Raw genomic sequence first — 17,794 nt, forward strand, 5'->3', positions numbered from 1 at the left:
GATGTCGAAAACCTTCAAGGGCCTAACGCAAAAGCAGATCGATCAGCGAATAGCAGATGGACGAGGCGAAGGTCATGGTCAAGAGTATAAACCTTTCATCTATACGCGTGATGTTTCATCTTTTGGCCGTTCTCATCGGTTGCCAGGGTTGAAAACCAACCGTCTCCATCACCTGCTTTCAGATCTCGAACTGGCCGTCTTCTTTATTCTTGATTGGTCATTGCCTGTAGTGGATATACGCGAACAGTTTCCCATGCGTGTTGAAGACACTACCCGCATTTGTGACGAGTATGGATTACCTCAAGCGAGGTTCAAGGGGACTGCTCAGGTTTTGAGTACGGATTTTCTGGTTGATTTAGAAGAGGGGATAACTCCGTCTCAGGTCGCCATTCAGGCGAAATACAGCGCTGATTTAGAAAAGTCTTCGGTCATTGAGAGGCTCGAAATAGAGCGCCGGTATTGGGAATCAAAAGGCATCCTCTGGAAACTGGTCACAGAGAGAGAGTTTTCCAAAACGGTCTTCAGCAATATTCAATGGCTTTATCCTGGTCAGGTAGATAGCGGCATCTCAAATGAAGAGCTAACGCATTATGAGGCGTTATTTCTTCATGAATTGGAGCGATCTGCCGATAAACCATTGCGAGCAATAGCTCAAAAATTGGATGTTGCTTATAGGTTGGATACTGGAGTTGCTCTCTACTGGCTTCGTCGTTTGTTGGCGAATCGTCGCTTCTCTTTTGATATTCGTATTCCTGTAGAAGAGCTTACGGCCCAGGATCTCGCTCATCAGGGCACGCAATTCGAGGAGGTATTACATGCTTCCAGTTAATCAGGTCCTTTTCGATGGTCAGCTAAGGCGGCGCATTCTTTGGAGTGGTACTGATAAAACGGTCTGGATCGATATAGATGCTAAATCAGCCATGCCTGAGATAGTCTCGACGGATAATTTGGAAGAGCTGCTGTTTGATCGAGTGGCTGAGCCTATTGATGATCCCTTTTTGGAAAATACGCTGCGAGAAGTGGAAGAAGGCTCCGTTGATCAAATAAAACGGGATCAAGCTTGGGCTATGCTGCAACCCATCGTGGAGGATCCTGGATTATTTGAACGGACTTCTCGGGGAACCATAGTCAATGCAGTTGGACAAAAGCACTCTGTCACTAAGCAAACGGTCTATCGCTTGTTGAGACGTTACTGGCAACGTGGGATGAAACCGAATGCCTTGCTTCCGTCCTATATTAATTCCGGTGCGAGGGGAGTTAAACGTAAAGCGGGGGAAACAAAACGAGGCCGCCCCAGAAGCATCAGATCTGGCAGCGGAACTAACATTACGCCCGAAATTGAAAAAATATTCCAGTTTGCTATTAATGACAAGCTATTCAAAGAGAATCCTCCCCCTGTTTCTCACGTTTATGCAGATGTGTTAAACGTGCTTTCAGTGAAGTATCCACATCTTTCCATCCAGGAACAGCCAACCATTGAGCAATTCAGGTATTTTTATCAGCAGAGATTTCATTTCACTGAGACGCTACCTCGCCAGAAATCCTTCGTTGACTTTGCCAAGGATTTTCGCCCTTTGAAGGGGAGCTCTACTGCAGAGGCTTTGGGGCCAGGGCATCGTTACCAATTTGATGCCACCATTGCGGATATCTACCTAGTGTCTGAACAGGATACCAGTCTGGTTGTAGGTAGGCCGGTTGTTTATATGGCCATTGATTCCTTTAGCCGTATGATTGCGGGTATATACGTTGGATTTGAAGGACCTTCATGGGTGAGCGCCATGATGGCTCTTGCCAATACGATTACCGACAAGGTGGCGTTCTGTAAGCAGTATGATATCGATATAGATGCTGCTGACTGGCCAGTCGTTGGATTGCCTGAGGTGATATTGGCCGATAAGGGAGAATTGAATGGTACAAAGGTTGAAACGTTTTCCGAAGCTTTTGGTGTGCGCATAGAAAATGCGCCTGCCCGACGCGGAGATGCCAAGGGTATTGTGGAGCGTGTATTCGGTACCGAACAACAGGCGTTCAAGCCATATGCAAATGGTGTGGTGGAAGGTATTACCAGTCGTAAGCGCGGTGGTAGAGATACACGGCTTGAAGCCAACCTCACACTAAGCAGGTTTACCCGACAGATTATCGCCTGTGTATTGCATCACAACAATTACAATACCATGGTGAAATATGACCGGCCGCGACATATGCCTGCCAATTTGCCAGCGATTCCTTTGGAAATCTGGAACTGGGGGTTATCCGCATTGACTGGCAAATTAAGAACAGCCAGTGAGGATCTCGTCCGTATTAATTTACTTCCCCACGACAAAGCGACAGTTTCTGACCAGGGAATTCGTTTATTCGGTTGCTATTACACATGCGTAAAAGCGATTGAAGAAGGATGGTTTCATCGTAAGCAGAGAAACAATCGTCCTGGTAAAGTCACAGTGGCTTATGATCCTCGTAGTGCCGATCACATCTATCTTCGCCCTTCCCACAGCCTTAAAGAGTACTGGGTATGTGAGTTATCGGATCATAGCAGACGCTTTCGAGGCATGACCTTTTGGGATGTCGCTCTACTGTCAAAGAAAGAACGTCAGAGTGATGGCGATGCATCAATGAGCAGCCATAAGCAGAAAGGTAAATTGATTCAGCAGCTCCAGGAGATTAATGATCAGGCCAAGCAGGATGGTGTTCTGAAAAATGGCATCAGCAAGAAGGATTTGGGTGTTCAGGTACGTGAGAATAAGCAGCGTGAAAAACGTGACGAACGTCAAAGAACGGCATTCCGTCCAAACAAATCAACGCCTATGAGCAAACCCGCTGATGTAGTACCTATCAAGGGTGGTGATGAAAAGGACTATTCCTTTCCGGATTATTCGGAGTTGACCTTTGGGGATGAGGATGACTGATATATCCAGAAACGGGCCTATACCAACAGCTATCTATCATGATCAACAACTGGTTGAGTACCAGGAAAACCCTCTCATTCGTGCTTTGCCCCCAGTACCCGAAATAAAGCAGGTTGTTAAAGAGCTTCGATTACTACCGGACTATGATCCCGCGGAGTCTTGTTTCCCGGGTCATTTACGAGTGCATGCTCTTTGTCGACTGCTTCATCATTTTTTCCAGCCCATGAATCATCATCTGGCATTGGAACAAAAAATATCCCTGATGATTCGCCAGGGATATATTGGCCGGAATCCTGAAAACGGGGCGTTCTATCAGCATTTGCAGAATGGCTTTAGGCGAGTAGAAGAAGAGAACCTGGATGCAGCGGTATACCAGTCAACCGTCTCTACGGCATTATGCATTTCACTGTTTGGTTGCTCTGGCTCCGGTAAATCACGAACACTAGAGCGTATTCTGGGAATGTACCCGCAATGCATGCATCACCCAGATTACAATATCACCCAATTGGTATATCTGAAGCTTGATTGCCCTATTGATGGTGATCTGGATGAGCTGTGTCTTGGTTTTTTCAATGCGGTAGACAAAGTTCTGGGCACTCAATATAGCCGAAGTCATGGCCGTAAGAAATTGGGAACCAAGCGTCTATTGGCCTCAATGTGCCAAATAGCCAATCTGCACGCGCTTGGCGTTTTGATCATCGACGAAGTCCAAAACCTGAATGAAGCTAGATCTGGTGGCGCAGAGAAAATGCACAATTTTTTTGTTTCTCTCGTCAATACGATTGGAGTTCCAGTTATTCAGGTGGGCACTCATAGAGCACGCAAGTTTTTCCAGCGAACCTTCCGTGCAGCTCGACGTATTACCGGCATCAGTAGCTTTGAGTGGGATAGACTCCCGAATGATCGGCAATGGCATCAAATGTTGGAACGACTATGGAAGTATCAGTGGCTGCAGCAGGCTGGACCATTGGATGATGAGCTGGTTGAGGTTATGTATGACTTGACTCAAGGTGTCATGGACATAGTGATCAAGTTATTTGTCTTGGCTCAGATGCGAGCGATAGTAACCGGGGCGGAAACGTTGAATTCAGCGCTGTTAAAGAAAGTTTTTGCAGATGATTTCAAACCGGTTCATCCAATGTTGGCGGCACTTCGAAGTGGAAGAACAGAACTCATTGCCAAGTATGATGATCTGCTTATGCCAGATATCGAGAATAAGATGCTTGCTTTGGGAAGATCAGTAGATGATATAGATATCCCGCTCATTCCAACTCCTGTAGAGGGTGATAAAGCAAAGAAATTGGCGATGTTGTTGCAGAGCATGGGGACACCAGCAGATGTCGCTATCCCCATGGCTGATGACCTGGTAGCACGAAATCCCGATGCCCCGATGAATCTCTTGATGCACAAAGCCACAGCTAATTATGTGCAGGATAAACCTGTTACGTCCAAGTCCAAAGTCCCTTCTAGAATAAAACAATCGGAATGGGCGCAAATGGATACGAATGATTTGCGACGAATTTATGTGGAGGGGCCACCAGATGCTATCCATGATCGCTGCCAGCAGTCAGGCCTTATCATGGATCTGGATGAGTTGCTTGGAGTGGCCTGATGTATTTTCCCAGACTGTACCCGGATGAATTATTGTATAGCGGTATTGCCCGCTGCCGAGTGCACCTTGGGATGGAAAATCATAAGGGACTGTTGAACCTTCTTTTTAACGACAGCAAGGTCGCTGCTATAACGGACTTGCCGACCCATCTGGATGACTTGGCCAGTAATACAGGGTTGGATGCTAATTATCTCATATATCACCACACGCTATTTCCTCTCTATGCACCTTTTATCCCCCAGCAACGTCGAGTCAATCTGTACAAGGCGATGCTTGGCAAGGATAAGCCAACCATCGGATTGGCCGGTATCTCAACATCAACGGTGAAATGGCCGGAATGGCTCCGATATTGCCCTAAATGCCTCAAGGAGATGGTTGATCAGCTGGGGGAGCCTTATTGGAAGCGTAGTTGGCAAATAGAAGGAAACGTTGCTTGTGCCAGGCACTCATGCCTACTGTTGAATTCTCATATACCCTATAGGCGTATTCAGCGGCATGAATTTCATGCAGCATCCAGCCAACTCTTGGATAGAGATCAGCGAGAACTGTTGGCCGACGAGTCTGAAGTATTACTTGCCCGTTCATTTGAGCAATTGATCAAAGGCCTATGTAAGCCGTCTCCTGAGTATGGACGATGGACGAATTTTTATCGCCATATTGCTTCCATGGCGAATGCACGTAGAGGTCAGCAAGTAAGAAGTGAGGTCATATGGGAGCGGGTGCAGGGAGCTTTCAATAAAGATTATCTTGAACGACACCGGTTGCGGGAAAAAGCGACTCTACCGCCATTGTGGTTAACCGCGATGTTCAGGAAGCACCGCAAGTCATTTTCTCCTCTTCAGCACTTGGTAGTATGGACGGCCTTAAAGCCGAATGTCTCAGTGGATGATGTCTTCGCTGACGCTAGCAGTCGTCAGTCATATAAGCTCAAGAATGACCGAACTATCTCCTCCTCAGTGACCTCAGCTAATTCAGAGTGTTACCGACAACAATGGTGTTCAGCACTTGATCGCTATGAAAGTCCATCTATTGCTCGAGAGAATCAAAAGGCCTGTTATGCCTGGTTGTATCGGCACGACCGCAAGTGGCTCATGCGTGAAAATGCAGCCAGGCGAGTAAAACGTGGGAATAGTAGGCAAGTAGATTGGGTGAAAAGAGATCGCTATCTCGTCAAGTTACTGATCAGGCTGGATTACTTAGTTGGTGAGAGTATGGATCAGCCTAGACAAAGCAGGAATTGGTATTTGGCACAAATTCCTCACCGTTCTTCTGTAGAGCATAACCTGCATCGGTTGCCGTTATGTCGAAATTTCCTAGCGGGCCATTCAGAATCCATAGGTGAGTATCAAATTCGCCGTATTACACGTGAATTATGTATTGATGCCCGGCAAGGTGTAACACCAAATCTCTGGGAGCTTAAAAGGCGATGTGGACTGGAAGACAGTAAACTACAGCCGCTGAGTGTACGATTTCTGAGGTGTATAGGGAGCTACCTTGAGTAAGATAACTTTTCGAGATATCCCCTATCCAGCTCAGCTTTTGGGGATAGGAAATATTTTTCGATCAAGTCGACCGCATGCTCAATCGTGGAGAATCGCAGCACTCTTTGAAGACCGGTATGATAAACGGAGTATGGAGAAATTCGATATAGAGGCTGCCAGCGTGCTTGGAGTGGGACGCACGTTCACTGGTGATGGGAATACTCCATATCAGTCCAAAAGAGGTTTTCATGAAATCGTATTGCCTCATGTCCATAGCTGGGGTGAAAACGATTTAGGTAATTTTCCCGATCTATGGTGGGGGTTGGCTAAGAGGGGCGAGATTGCCTCTCAGCGTTGCTTTGTGTTTCAAGTTGGTGAACTGACAGTATGGTTGCCCAAATTCGAACTGGCCAGAAAGCTTTTCTTCCATGCAGGTTTTCTGACACGTGCCGCCCTTGTCTCCAATGGTTTGGATATGTTGTTCAACATAGAGGAGCGGGAGGATGAAGCAACGCTCCATATCCACACACTTGCCAGAACTGGGGTTCCTCTCAAGAATATGCTGCATCAGGCTTATCAGCGGCATTTTAGCTGGTTGCTGCTTGAGCCGGAGGTAAGGCGATCATTTGAATCCATCTGGGAGCATCTTAATAAGGAAGTGCAACAGAGCGAGAGCAGATATGAACGATGGAATTTCAACTTTTTACCTCCAGCTAACATCCATGGCACAAAAATCACAGTATCTGGTCGATTAAGCAAGGATGAGAAATCGATTCTGGTAGGCGAGATATGCAGCCTCTCTGGCCTGAAGATTACTAATCAGCGGGATGTCGTTTTTCACCATCCTTCACACAAAGCTCCTATACGTGGCAACGCAAGTCCGGGTAATAGTGTTGGCAATGCAGAGAATATGGATATTGAGGTAGATATAAATCATGAACCTAGTGATGGAAATGCTCCTGAATTAATTGAACTGCCGGATGAATCTATCTCCTTTGATAGCCACATATCTACCCGAATGGCCTATGCTGGCGAGCGTGCAGCAGGCTATGGCAGAAAGACTGATGACGATGGATTAGCTGGTGGTGATGGATCAAGTCGAGTACTTGGTATTGGCGAGCCAGTAATGGATGGGACTAACTCGGCGGGAGAACTTCAACAGCTTGGTAAGGATGAAATTTCACGTGAATTGTTACGCAACCGCTTTGCACTTTTATATGAGACGATCAAGCAGATAGGCGAAGATCCTCGTCTGCAGCTAGTATCAATAGAAGCAAGACCACTTCCAGCCGTGGGAAGATGTTCGTTTCACATGATTAATGCAGATACGCCACGCTGTTGCCTGGTTGCTAGATTTCGACTGAGAGACGGGCGGGAGAAATATCTTCTGGAACTCGATATGTCAGATGGGAAGAAGGCAATGTCGACAAGTATCATAGATTTTGGCTTGGGAACAAAAGTAGAAAAACTTCTTAACAAAATTTTGGAACAAACAGTAAAAAAATCTCGTTGGCCAAAGCTTTTTCTTAATATGTATATGACATTTGATTCAGTGCATCATTTCAAAGAAGGAACAGGGGCCGAAAATGCAGGAAGACTTAGTATTTGGCAGAATAGATTAAAAAAGATTATTTTACTTTAAAATAATTGATTCTGGCCAATCACTTATTATTTTGTTTGGAAAAATAAAGAGCGTTTATATGTTCACTTTTAAAGTAAAAGAAAATCTCAGCCTATTATGTAAGCGCTTCAAGTTTAAAAACACAAAATATAAACATGAGAATTTATCAAATAGTTCATTTAATTATGAACCTTTAGTTGCTCAATACCTGGAGTCTGAACATAAAGAATATGTTTCGGCTATTGAAGCTGCTCTTGATGATAATAATATATGTAATATTGCTCTATCTGGTAATTTTGGGGTGGGTAAAAGTAGTATCTTAAAAAAAGTTGCTCAAATTCATAGAAAAAAAGTGGTTGAGCTATCTATGTCAGCTCTTGCTCCCATCAAGATGCAAAAGCTTGATGATTCACTGCCTATCCAAGCTACTACCCCAACTAACCGTATCCAGCAAGAAATTGTTAAACAATTGCTCTACCGTGAAGATCCTACCAAGACACCTGGATCAAGATTTAGACGTATAGAGCGGTTCAGGCCCATACGAGAAATAGCGATAGCAATTTTATTTGGTTTTGTTATATCAGTAGTTTTTTTATTGACGGGTTGGACAGTAAATATTGTGGATTTATTCCCATATCCTCATATTTCATTAATATGGTCGCAGTCGATAGTCTGGATAGTTATATCTTGTATTGAGTTATTAGGTCGATGGTTGTTTTTTGGAAAATTGCATATAAAACAGTTATCTGCAGGCTCTGCCAGTATTACCCTTGATGATAATTCTGTGTCGTATTTTGATCAATATTTAGATGAAATATTTTATTTTTTTGAAATTTCTAAACGAGATATTGTTATTTTTGAAGATATTGATCGATTTAATGATTCATATATCTTCGAGACATTACGTGCATTAAATTCACTGCTAAATATTTCATCGCAATTTAATAAGAAGCCTATTCGCTTCATTTATGCCATTAAAGATAGTGTTTTCGAGAATGTTTCATATGATGAAGAAGATCGAAGATCAGGTGAAATAGACAATGTATTAAATGATGCCATAACTCTGGAAACAGAGCGAGCTAATCGTACTAAATTTTTTGATTTGATTATTCCTGTAGTTCCCTTTGTCACGCATCTCAGTGCTCGTAACTTAATTATACAACAACTTAAAGATTTTAAGAATGAAATTAGTTTAGATTTGATTGACATTGCAGCGCAATATGTACCCGATATGCGATTAATTAAAAATGTGTACAATGAGTTTTATACATTTAATAAACATATTTTTTCTGGTGATGGAGAGGGATTGAATCTAAATAAAACTGAACTCTTTGCAATGATGCTTTACAAAAGTAAATATTTACGAGATTTCGAAATGATTCGACTTGGTGATAGTAATCTAGATCGCCTTTATAGATCTAGTCGAGTATTTGTAGAGAAAAATATTAAAAAAATTGAGAAAGAACGTCGTGAACTACGTGATAAACTTAATAATATTAATGGGGTCGCAAACAGGTGCGTTGATCTAGGCGAAGATCTGATTAAGTTTATAACAAATACGGTAGAAATAGCCAAATGTCATTGGGCTAATGAGAACCTTCAATTTAAGGGGAAAACTATTTCAAGAGAATCCCTAAATGAGGTAGGTTTTTGGGAAGATTTTATTTGTGGAGATGATAATAATTCTATAATTAACTTAAATTTATCTACTACTAGTTATCCTCGGAAACATTGCTCTTTTTATTTTACCAGAAGTAATGTTGAAACTGGTCTTAAGATTACTTTTGATGTCCAAAAGTGGAACGAAGGAGATCGTGAAGAAATAAGTAATTGTATCAAAAGTAAAACAGATGAAATAACCTTGCTAAGGAGTGCCGATTTTGAAACGCTTATTAGACAACCAGGTTTTTTAATTTCAGTAGGTGAAAGTGAGCGATCTTTCGATCAGATCTCATTAGAAATATTAAATCAAGGTCTAGCTTACCAACTTGTAAAAAATGGATATATTGGTCGTAATTTTACGCTTTATACCTCAACTTTTCATGGTAATCGTATTAGCTCATCTGCATTGAACTTTATTATCCACCATGTTGAACGAAATCAGATGGATGTGTATTTTGAACTTTCTGAAGATGATGTGGATGCTATAATTCGTGAGAGAGGGAAAAGTTCTTTGAGTGATTCAGCGATGTATAATATATCCATTCTGGATTACCTCATGGCCCATGATAAAGAGTCAACTGATGTTATAGTGAAATCTTTGACCAGCTATGGAGATAAGCAGTCACAATTTATCCAAGCATATCTGGTTTATGGCCAGTATAGTCAACAGTTAATTGCACGGCTTTCAATTTTTTCTAATAATATAGTTAGCTTTCTTGTTAGTGATGCTCAACTAGAAAATGTACTAAAATTGAAATTAGTAGATGAGGCACTTGTTCATTTAACGACAATGATGCAACGTACCGATTCAAGAATTTCGCTATATTTGTTAACGCATTATGCTGAGTTCGAGACATTAAAATCGGATAATATAGACTTTACCTTATCTGAAAGTATTGGTGAGTTTTTTGAAAATTCCAATATCTTAATACCTAATTTAAAAGTCCTCGGTAAAGATGTTTTAATTTCTTTCGTTTCTCGAAATTTGTATGAAATTAATAGTAGCAATATTGAAATTGCTATCAATGATAAGTCTAATAAAGCTTTGGATAGTATTAGTGAGGTTAATGATATTATATATTATTACATGTTAAATAACTTGAGCTTATATCTAAAGGCTGTTGATGACGACACTAAAACAATAGAACACAATTCTAACTTTATTAAGGTTATACAAGATGTTTTGGAATATAATGTTGATGCTGTTTCTGAAATTATTCGTCGATCATCAAGTCAGTGTATAATAACGGATATCTCCGCTGTTTCTGAAATGGCTTGGCCTTCGTTAGCAAAACATCATCGTTTTACTACGACATTTAATAATGTAATGCTGTATATTAAAAAAAATAAATCATCTATCGATGAGTATTTATCTGGTCTACTAAGTATTACAAATAAAATTTTAGAAATTGATTCTTATGATGAGGAAGATAAAGAAAAGTTGGCATTAAAAATAATAGGGGCTAATGAGTATCTCACTTCTCCAGTTTTACGTGTTAACCTGGTTTTAAGTTTGAAATTGACGTATTGTCTTGATGTTCAAGATATTTCCATCGAAAATGGTAGTCTCTTCTTATTGTTACTTGAAAATAATATTATTGCAGATGATGCTATATCCTATGAATATCTTTTGTCAGCAGAGTGGAAAACACGTGAAGATTTCATCTGTTCTTCTAAAGAATTTATAACGTATATGACTCCTGAGCTTGTCGGGAATGATCTCGAAAATATCTTGGCAAGCGATAAGATCAATTCAACAATAAAGAAAAGAATTATCGATAATGCAATAGATTATACTCGGGAGGCCAATGTATCCGGACTTACGGAATTAGCTATATATGCTCTCAAAAATAAAACTGAGCTATCGAATGATGCCATATTAAGAATGGCGCAAGAAAATGTTTCAACTTCTCAAATTATATCACTCGTTTGGCCTATCATTTCATCAATTAATCGTGATCGGCTATTTGAGATTTTACAGGAGCTCGGTGGAGATTATCCAAATCTAACGAAAGTTGGTTATGATAAACCTCTTATCCCTAACAATCCTGAAAATATTGCTTTACTATCCCGTCTTCAACATGAAGGGATTGTAGGTAAATATAAGCAAAGCGAAGATGTAATTCGAGTATATAAAAAATATAAAGAAACGTAGTGTAAAGTGCCCGCTTGTTGTTACAAAAGCTTACAGTCAGAGCGACATATGTTGCTTGCTTAATATCTCTCCTCTTACCGGACTAACCAGAAACAGGTCAACCTCTACATTTCTGAGGGCAGTTTTGTAGGGAATGGCTTGAATATGATGAATGTATGTTTGTAACATATTGTTTTTATTTAAGAGATGATACTTTATTTTCATGAAACAAACAGATTTTGATAAAATCAAAAAAATTAGGATGAAACTTTATTTTTTATTTGTACGAAAAAACGATCAGAATTGGCCCTTTTTAGGCTTGGATAGGATGACACTTTATTTTCATCCGACAACAATAAGGTGTCATTGTCATTCTTAGATAAAACAATTAAGTGATGGTAAGTATAGAGCAGCATTTAAAGTAAATTTTAGAGAAGACGGGGAAAAGTCTCGGTGGCCGACATCTTTGTCTAAAATGTGTCAAACGATGGAGTTGGTCCACCATTTTTCAGAAGGAATAGAAGCCTAGGTTAGGGAAGCTCTTGGTAAATGGAAACAAAGATTAACTCATGAGATTATTAAGTAATAAAAAACGAAGCTCTTGAGTCGTTTGCATGGATAGAAATAATAAGGAGATAGTCGATGCGTATCAATCATGCTGCCCTGATCCGTGCACTTTCACCAGATGATTTAGAGAATTTCGTTGATGACTGGTTGGACCAGAGATATAGGGATTATCACAGTCATGAACTTTGGCGCGGTACGGGTGACATGGGACGCGATGTCACGGGCTATTTAACAGATATGCGTATGGAGGGGCCGTGGGATAATTTCCAATGCAAACAGCTAGGTAGGTCACTTTCCGAAAATTCGGCCTTCATTGAACTTGGCAAGATATTTATGCATTCCTCTGCCGGTGAGTACTCCTTGCCGCGTTCCTACACGTTTGTCGCACCGCGGGGTGTTGCGAGAGCTGTGCAAAAGCATATAGCTCATCCTGAGCTCTTTAGAGCTGCCTTTCTCAAACGCTGGGATTCAGATATTTCTGGAAAACTAGTGGAAAAGCAGAGTATTCCCCTTAGTCCTGAAATTATTGACGTGATTAAGGCATTTGATTTCACACAAATCCATTGGCTTGATGCTGCGCGGCTCGTCGCAGACCCTGCGTGTAAGCCTGTCTTGGTTAAGTGGTTTGGCGCAGATCCTGGCCCTTCGCCACGAGGAGTTGTTCCAGATCAGATAGATGACAGTGAATCTTCTTACATCGGCCAACTACTTAAACTATACGAAGAAAAGTGCCCGGGGATGTTCCCGGATGCCACAATAGCGCTGGCAAGTCCAGAGTTTGGCAAACATCTGCGTAACCAACGTACTCGCTTCTTTGATTCGGTCGCATTTGATAGGTTTTATAGAGATTCAACTCCTGAAGATTACTTGTTCAACTTTAAGGATGAAATTTATCATGGCGTGGTTGAAATTCACGATAATGATCATGCAAATGGGCTGGCAAGGCTTAGCCAAGTGATGCAGCAAGCAGCGATCTTGCAACCATCCGGCATACTGGGAAAGCATGCAGGCCCTCAAGTCAAACAAGGCACCTGCCATCAATTTGCAAATGATGGGCGTTTGCCCTGGCATCGTTAGAGGAAAGGATATTGGACAAACATCCGTTCAATAGCACCCTCGAAACCGGTATTCGGGCTTTGGTAGTGCTTGAGGCGTTTCATCCGCGTCATTGCGATTTGATGGAAGTGACGTGGTTTGATCATTTGGTTGTACATACAGGCGATTTTGATGGGCAAGACGTGCCGGAAAGTCTCCATCCCGACCTACCAAATCGTACCGGCGAACTTCTAGTTCGTCGACAATTGGTAGAGAGAAGTCTGCGTATGATGCAGAAAATGCACCTTGTGGACGTTTTTGAGACAGAAGCGGGAATAGAGTTTTGCGCCAGTGAGGAGGCTCCAAGTTACGTGGAGATTTTGCAGGCGCCTTATTCTCTCGCGCTCAAGGATCGAGCTAGATGGATGGCGGAACGCTTTGCTCAACAAGATAATGATGAAATTCGAGAATTTATTGAAGCTACGATTGGACGCTGGACTATGGAATTCACGACTGATGACAAATCTTCAGGGCAATCAGTATGAATGGTATTCGGTTGCGTCATCTCATCTTTACTAGTCCTGGTATTGAACCTGCTGAACTTAGATTTGGTAAAGGACTTAATATTCTCTACGGTGCTTCGAACACTGGAAAATCTTTCGCTTCGAAGGCAATTTTATTCATGCTAGGTGCTTCAAAGCATTTACCTGGAATTGACGAAATTGCTTCTTACGAGTCAGTTTGGTTAGGGCTAAGTTTATCTGATAATCGTGATGTTACGCTTTATCGTGCGGCAAATGGTGGTCAATTTAAGCTTTATGAGGGGCTGCATAAGAAGCATGTTGCTAAAAAGGGTGAAATTCTCCGTGAGAAGCATGATTCGAAACGCACCGATACTATTTCGCACTTATTACTAGATGCGATGGGAGTTTCGGGAAAATCGATAGTTCGAGATGGTAACTGTAAAAAGTCCACGCTGTCCATTCACTTGCTGTCTCCTTATATTGTTGTATCCGAACAGGACATTATTGCAGAGAAAAGTCCCGTTTTTACCTCAGGGTCATCTTCTGAGCGAATTTTCGAGCAGAATCTATTCAAGCTTTTGCTTACCGGTATTGATGACGCCGCCGCCGTGACAGTTCCCAAGCCCTCTGAACGCAAAGTGGCCAAGGCTGCGAAAATTGAGCTAGTAGATGAGTTGATTGCTCAGATTGATGCGGAACTTGGCGAGAACCCGCCGGATGAAAAGGAAACTGAAGAGCAGCTTGGGCGTCTAGACCGGAGAGCAAATGATCTTGCCTCTCGGCTAGAGGATACCCAAGCAAAACTTGATGCCCTAACAGGTAGCCGGCGAAAAACCATGGGGCGCCACCGTGAGTTGTTAGAAAGAGCAGGAGAGCTTGAGATAACTATTGAACGCTTCTCTAAATTACAAGCTGTATACAACTCGGATCTTCAGCGCCTACAGTCAATCGAGGAGGGAGGATTCGTTCTCATAGCGATGACCGATATGGATTGTCCAGTCTGCGGTGCCCCGTCTGATGCCCATAAACATAATCATGCGGCGGAAGAAATTGCGATGGCGCATAAAGCTGCCGCCGCTGAAGCTCGCAAGATCGAGCGTGAACAACGTGAGCTGACTCAAACTATCGTTTCTCTTAAAGCTGAAGCTAAGGGGCTACGTCGGACTATTGATTTAGAGAAAAACGAGATTGATCGACTCGATAGAGAGATAGAGGAAGCGCGTCCACATGAAATTTCTTTGCGAGAAAGTTACGAAGTATATGCGTCAAAGCGATCTGATATAATAAATATTCTTGATCTTTATAAACGCCGCTTCAATCTATCAACTCGGAGATCTGAGATCGACGCTGAACCTACTCGACGTAGTAAAGGAGATATACCGTCAGTAGGCCCAGATTCGACTACAATATTCCGGTTTGGCGAAACAGTGAAGTTTGTACTTAGTGAATGGCACTTTCCTGATGCAGACAAGGTGCAGTTTGACGTGGAAGCTATGGATATCACTATTGCTGGGAAGCTTCGCTCTGCCAATGGTAAAGGCGTTAGAGCAATTCTCCATGCTGCTTTTAATGTGGCTATTGTTGTTTTCTGTATCGAAAATAATCTTCCATATCCTGGTTTCCTCATTCTTGACACTCCTCTGCTCACTTACCGTGAACCGATGACATCGCGCTATGGTGAATTGTCGGATGATGAAAAGTTACTCAAGCAGACAGGTGTTGCTGAGCATTTCTATAAACATCTCGATAGTTTAAAGGACAAAGTGCAGTTCATCGTGATCGAAAATTCAGATCCACCGACTGCTATCCGAGATATAGCTCATATTGAGACCTTCACTCGTCTCGACAGTAATGGTCGATATGGGCTGTTGGCTAGATAAATATGGTTAGTATTATTTGGACAGTTTTAATGTAGGAAGTTCTTTATGGTGTCTCAAGTTGTTGTTTCTGAGAAAGAGATGATACTTTATTTTCTTCTGACATCCCCCATGTTAATGAAGGGATAGGTCACTGTACAATGATCAATATCGCGTTTCGGCTATTATTGACCTTTAATGCAACATCGCTATTGGTCATTATCTTTTTGGTACAGAAAGGTTATACCTTGAATTACTTCTTGAGTAATATTACTTGGTTTGATTGGATGAAACTGCTCCCAAATGCGATATCTTATCTAATTTATATTTTAATTCCGATATTTTCTACTTGGGTAAGTATTTTGCTGAGCTCCAAATTGGGTAAAGATGAATTTAAATCTGGAGAAGTGAAAAGTATTGAATATGCAAACAATAGTTTCCTCCCTAGTTACTTGGGTTACTTCTTTGTAGCACTGGGTGTTGAAAACTGGGAAACACTTGTATTTACATACTGCATATTATTCGTTTTTACATTCCTTTCACAGGCATTATATTTTAACCCATTATTCTTGTTATTTAGGTTCAAATTTTACAATGTAACTACTATAAGTGGCTCAACCATTTTCCTAATTAGTCGCAACGTTTACAAAAGACCAAACGAAATTCATATTTCTGTTGCATATCGAATTAATAACTATACATTTATAGAATGGGAACGGTGATGGATCAAATTATTGCAAAAGTTAAACGAAAAAGAAGAAAACAGTATTTTAAACTAATCTCTGATGAAGTACTCTTTGAAACTGTAGCTATTGATTTTAATAGCTGCATAGATTATGATCCTGATCATAATCTAGATGAAGACTCTTGGTTTAAAATAGAGCAATTCAGTCAACAGGATTTCTGTATTGACTTGCTGAAAAAAAACTTTGATTCAAAAGATTTTGATGATCTGACTAAGAAGCAATTTTCTGATATAACTTATCTAATATCTATTCAAAAAGATGATTTTTATTTTCAGAAGATTACGCCAAGTTTGTTTATTAAAAGAAAAACTCTTATCTTTGGCGAAGCTGTGAAACTAGATGAAAGTAAAAATCGTTTAATAGTAAACCCTGTCCCGGATGCGGTTTATTTTAAAGAGTCAGATGTCCTTATATTTCGCAATCTTGCAGCTATATCAAGTATATTTAGAGGAATTGATGAACTCTATAGAGAAGCGACCAATGAGGAAGTCACTCAGTTTTTGAGCCAATCTTTCATTGAACTTGAAAGTGGCTATAATACAAATAGGGTGTCGAAGCCAAACCGTAGACGTATAGGCTTGGCTATGGTAACTCTACAAAATATGTCTAAAGAAGATAGAGATAACTTATCGAACTATATTAACGAGTATTGTATAGATAAACTTAATTATGATAAAAACAAACAAAAATTTAAAATAACCACGGATACCGATCTTAAATTATTACTATATGGAATTGAGCAACGATTCTATACAACACCTTTTGGTCATGAGAAAAGAATTGCTAATTCTGTATTTTTATTGGAATAGAACGAACTTTATTATTTCTTTTTAAGAGTTTTGATAATTTCATAATAAAAAGCTTTGCGCTAATCGTTATCTTAAGATAAATATAATTTACTTATGGAATAAAAATATTGAGAAATAGAAGATTATACTTATTAGAATGGGATATAAATGATGAAATTTGATTTACTCTTATCTACGCTCCGCATCGCTCGTCCCAGTGATAACCTCGCTGCGCTCATTCACTTCTATACAGAAGGGCTTGGTTTCAGCACCCTTGGACAATTCCAGGACCATGCAGGTTTTGACGGTATCATGCTGGGTCATCCAAACGCGCCGTGGCACCTTGAATTTACTCACTGTCACAGCCATCAGGTAGGAACGGCACCCAGTCAGGATCATTTGTTGGTATTCTATTTGCCCGACATTGAAGCATGGAATGCCGCTATTAATCGTATGGAGTCTGCCGGGTACTCAGCCGTTACGTCATTCAATCCCTACTGGGATAATAACGGTCGCACCTTCGAAGACCCGGATGGTTACCGGATTGTATTGCAGCATGCGGAATCACCGGTGTAGCACTCACTGATCCCCAAACAGTTATTATCTGGCTTTATTATCAAGTACTAACCTTTACATTTATCGAATCATTTATTCGAGAATAAATATAACGTTGTTAATACCCTTTAGCATTACTTCTGCCTTGTAGAGTCTTCTATTCAACTTAGAAATACGCAGAAAGTATTACTACGTTTTCTGTCATTAGTATTATTTATACCTTTAGATAATAGCGTCACCACGCCGCTTTTCCTACGTTCTATAAAAAGGGTGACATTGTGTAAATATTCATCAATATATTGGTTAA

Annotated in this window: 12 protein-coding genes; all 12 read left to right on the forward strand. The window is 41.0% G+C overall.

Annotated elements, in window-relative coordinates; all coding sequences use genetic code 11:
* Window position 1 precedes the first annotated feature (1 nt).
* Complete coding sequence (locus tag LMG33818_RS08495) at window positions 2-829, forward strand: TnsA endonuclease C-terminal domain-containing protein (protein WP_442322944.1); 828 nt, start codon at window positions 2-4, stop codon at window positions 827-829.
* Window positions 816-2,906, forward strand: coding sequence for a TnsB C-terminal domain-containing protein (locus LMG33818_RS08500; protein WP_442322945.1), 2,091 nt, complete (start codon window positions 816-818; stop codon window positions 2,904-2,906). Before LMG33818_RS08495 ends, LMG33818_RS08500 begins: the two co-directional genes overlap by 14 nt.
* Window positions 2,899-4,518 carry an AAA family ATPase gene (locus tag LMG33818_RS08505; protein WP_442322946.1) on the forward strand — a complete coding sequence of 540 codons (1,620 nt, stop codon included), beginning with the start codon at window positions 2,899-2,901 and terminating at the stop codon, window positions 4,516-4,518. Before LMG33818_RS08500 ends, LMG33818_RS08505 begins: the two co-directional genes overlap by 8 nt.
* Window positions 4,518-6,020, forward strand: coding sequence for a TnsD family Tn7-like transposition protein (locus LMG33818_RS08510; protein WP_442322947.1), 1,503 nt, complete (start codon window positions 4,518-4,520; stop codon window positions 6,018-6,020). Before LMG33818_RS08505 ends, LMG33818_RS08510 begins: the two co-directional genes overlap by 1 nt.
* Window positions 6,013-7,641, forward strand: a complete 1,629-nt coding sequence (locus LMG33818_RS08515) for a Tn7-like element transposition protein TnsE (protein ID WP_442322948.1) — start codon at window positions 6,013-6,015, stop codon at window positions 7,639-7,641. The genes LMG33818_RS08510 and LMG33818_RS08515 overlap by 8 nt, the downstream gene beginning before the upstream one ends.
* A 58-nt stretch (window positions 7,642-7,699) precedes the next feature.
* Window positions 7,700-11,437 (forward strand): YobI family P-loop NTPase, encoded by a 3,738-nt coding sequence (locus LMG33818_RS08520; RefSeq protein ID WP_442322949.1) that lies wholly within the window; start codon window positions 7,700-7,702, stop codon window positions 11,435-11,437.
* A 621-nt stretch (window positions 11,438-12,058) separates the two neighbouring features.
* Window positions 12,059-13,060 carry an ABC-three component system protein gene (locus LMG33818_RS08525; RefSeq protein WP_442322950.1) on the forward strand — a complete coding sequence of 334 codons (1,002 nt, stop codon included), beginning with the start codon at window positions 12,059-12,061 and terminating at the stop codon, window positions 13,058-13,060.
* A gap of 11 nt (window positions 13,061-13,071) precedes the next feature.
* Window positions 13,072-13,563: an ABC-three component system middle component 2 gene (locus LMG33818_RS08530; RefSeq protein WP_442322951.1), complete on the forward strand. Its 492-nt coding sequence runs from the start codon at window positions 13,072-13,074 to the stop codon at window positions 13,561-13,563.
* Window positions 13,560-15,422, forward strand: a complete 1,863-nt coding sequence (locus tag LMG33818_RS08535; RefSeq protein WP_442322952.1) for a hypothetical protein — start codon at window positions 13,560-13,562, stop codon at window positions 15,420-15,422. The genes LMG33818_RS08530 and LMG33818_RS08535 overlap by 4 nt, the downstream gene beginning before the upstream one ends.
* Before the next feature lie 137 nt (window positions 15,423-15,559).
* Window positions 15,560-16,120 (forward strand): KwaA family protein, encoded by a 561-nt coding sequence (locus LMG33818_RS12910; protein WP_503128951.1) that lies wholly within the window; start codon window positions 15,560-15,562, stop codon window positions 16,118-16,120.
* The gene (locus LMG33818_RS08540; RefSeq protein WP_442322953.1) at window positions 16,120-16,953 is read left to right on the forward strand and encodes a hypothetical protein; all 834 of its coding nucleotides are present in this window, start codon (window positions 16,120-16,122) and stop codon (window positions 16,951-16,953) included. Before LMG33818_RS12910 ends, LMG33818_RS08540 begins: the two co-directional genes overlap by 1 nt.
* Before the next feature lie 147 nt (window positions 16,954-17,100).
* Complete coding sequence (locus LMG33818_RS08545) at window positions 17,101-17,508, forward strand: VOC family protein (protein ID WP_442322954.1); 408 nt, start codon at window positions 17,101-17,103, stop codon at window positions 17,506-17,508.
* The last annotated feature ends 286 nt before the right edge of the window (window positions 17,509-17,794 follow it).

It is taken from the genome of Cernens ardua (genome assembly GCF_051251085.1).
GTDB lineage: Bacteria > Pseudomonadota > Gammaproteobacteria > Pseudomonadales > Halomonadaceae > Cernens > Cernens ardua.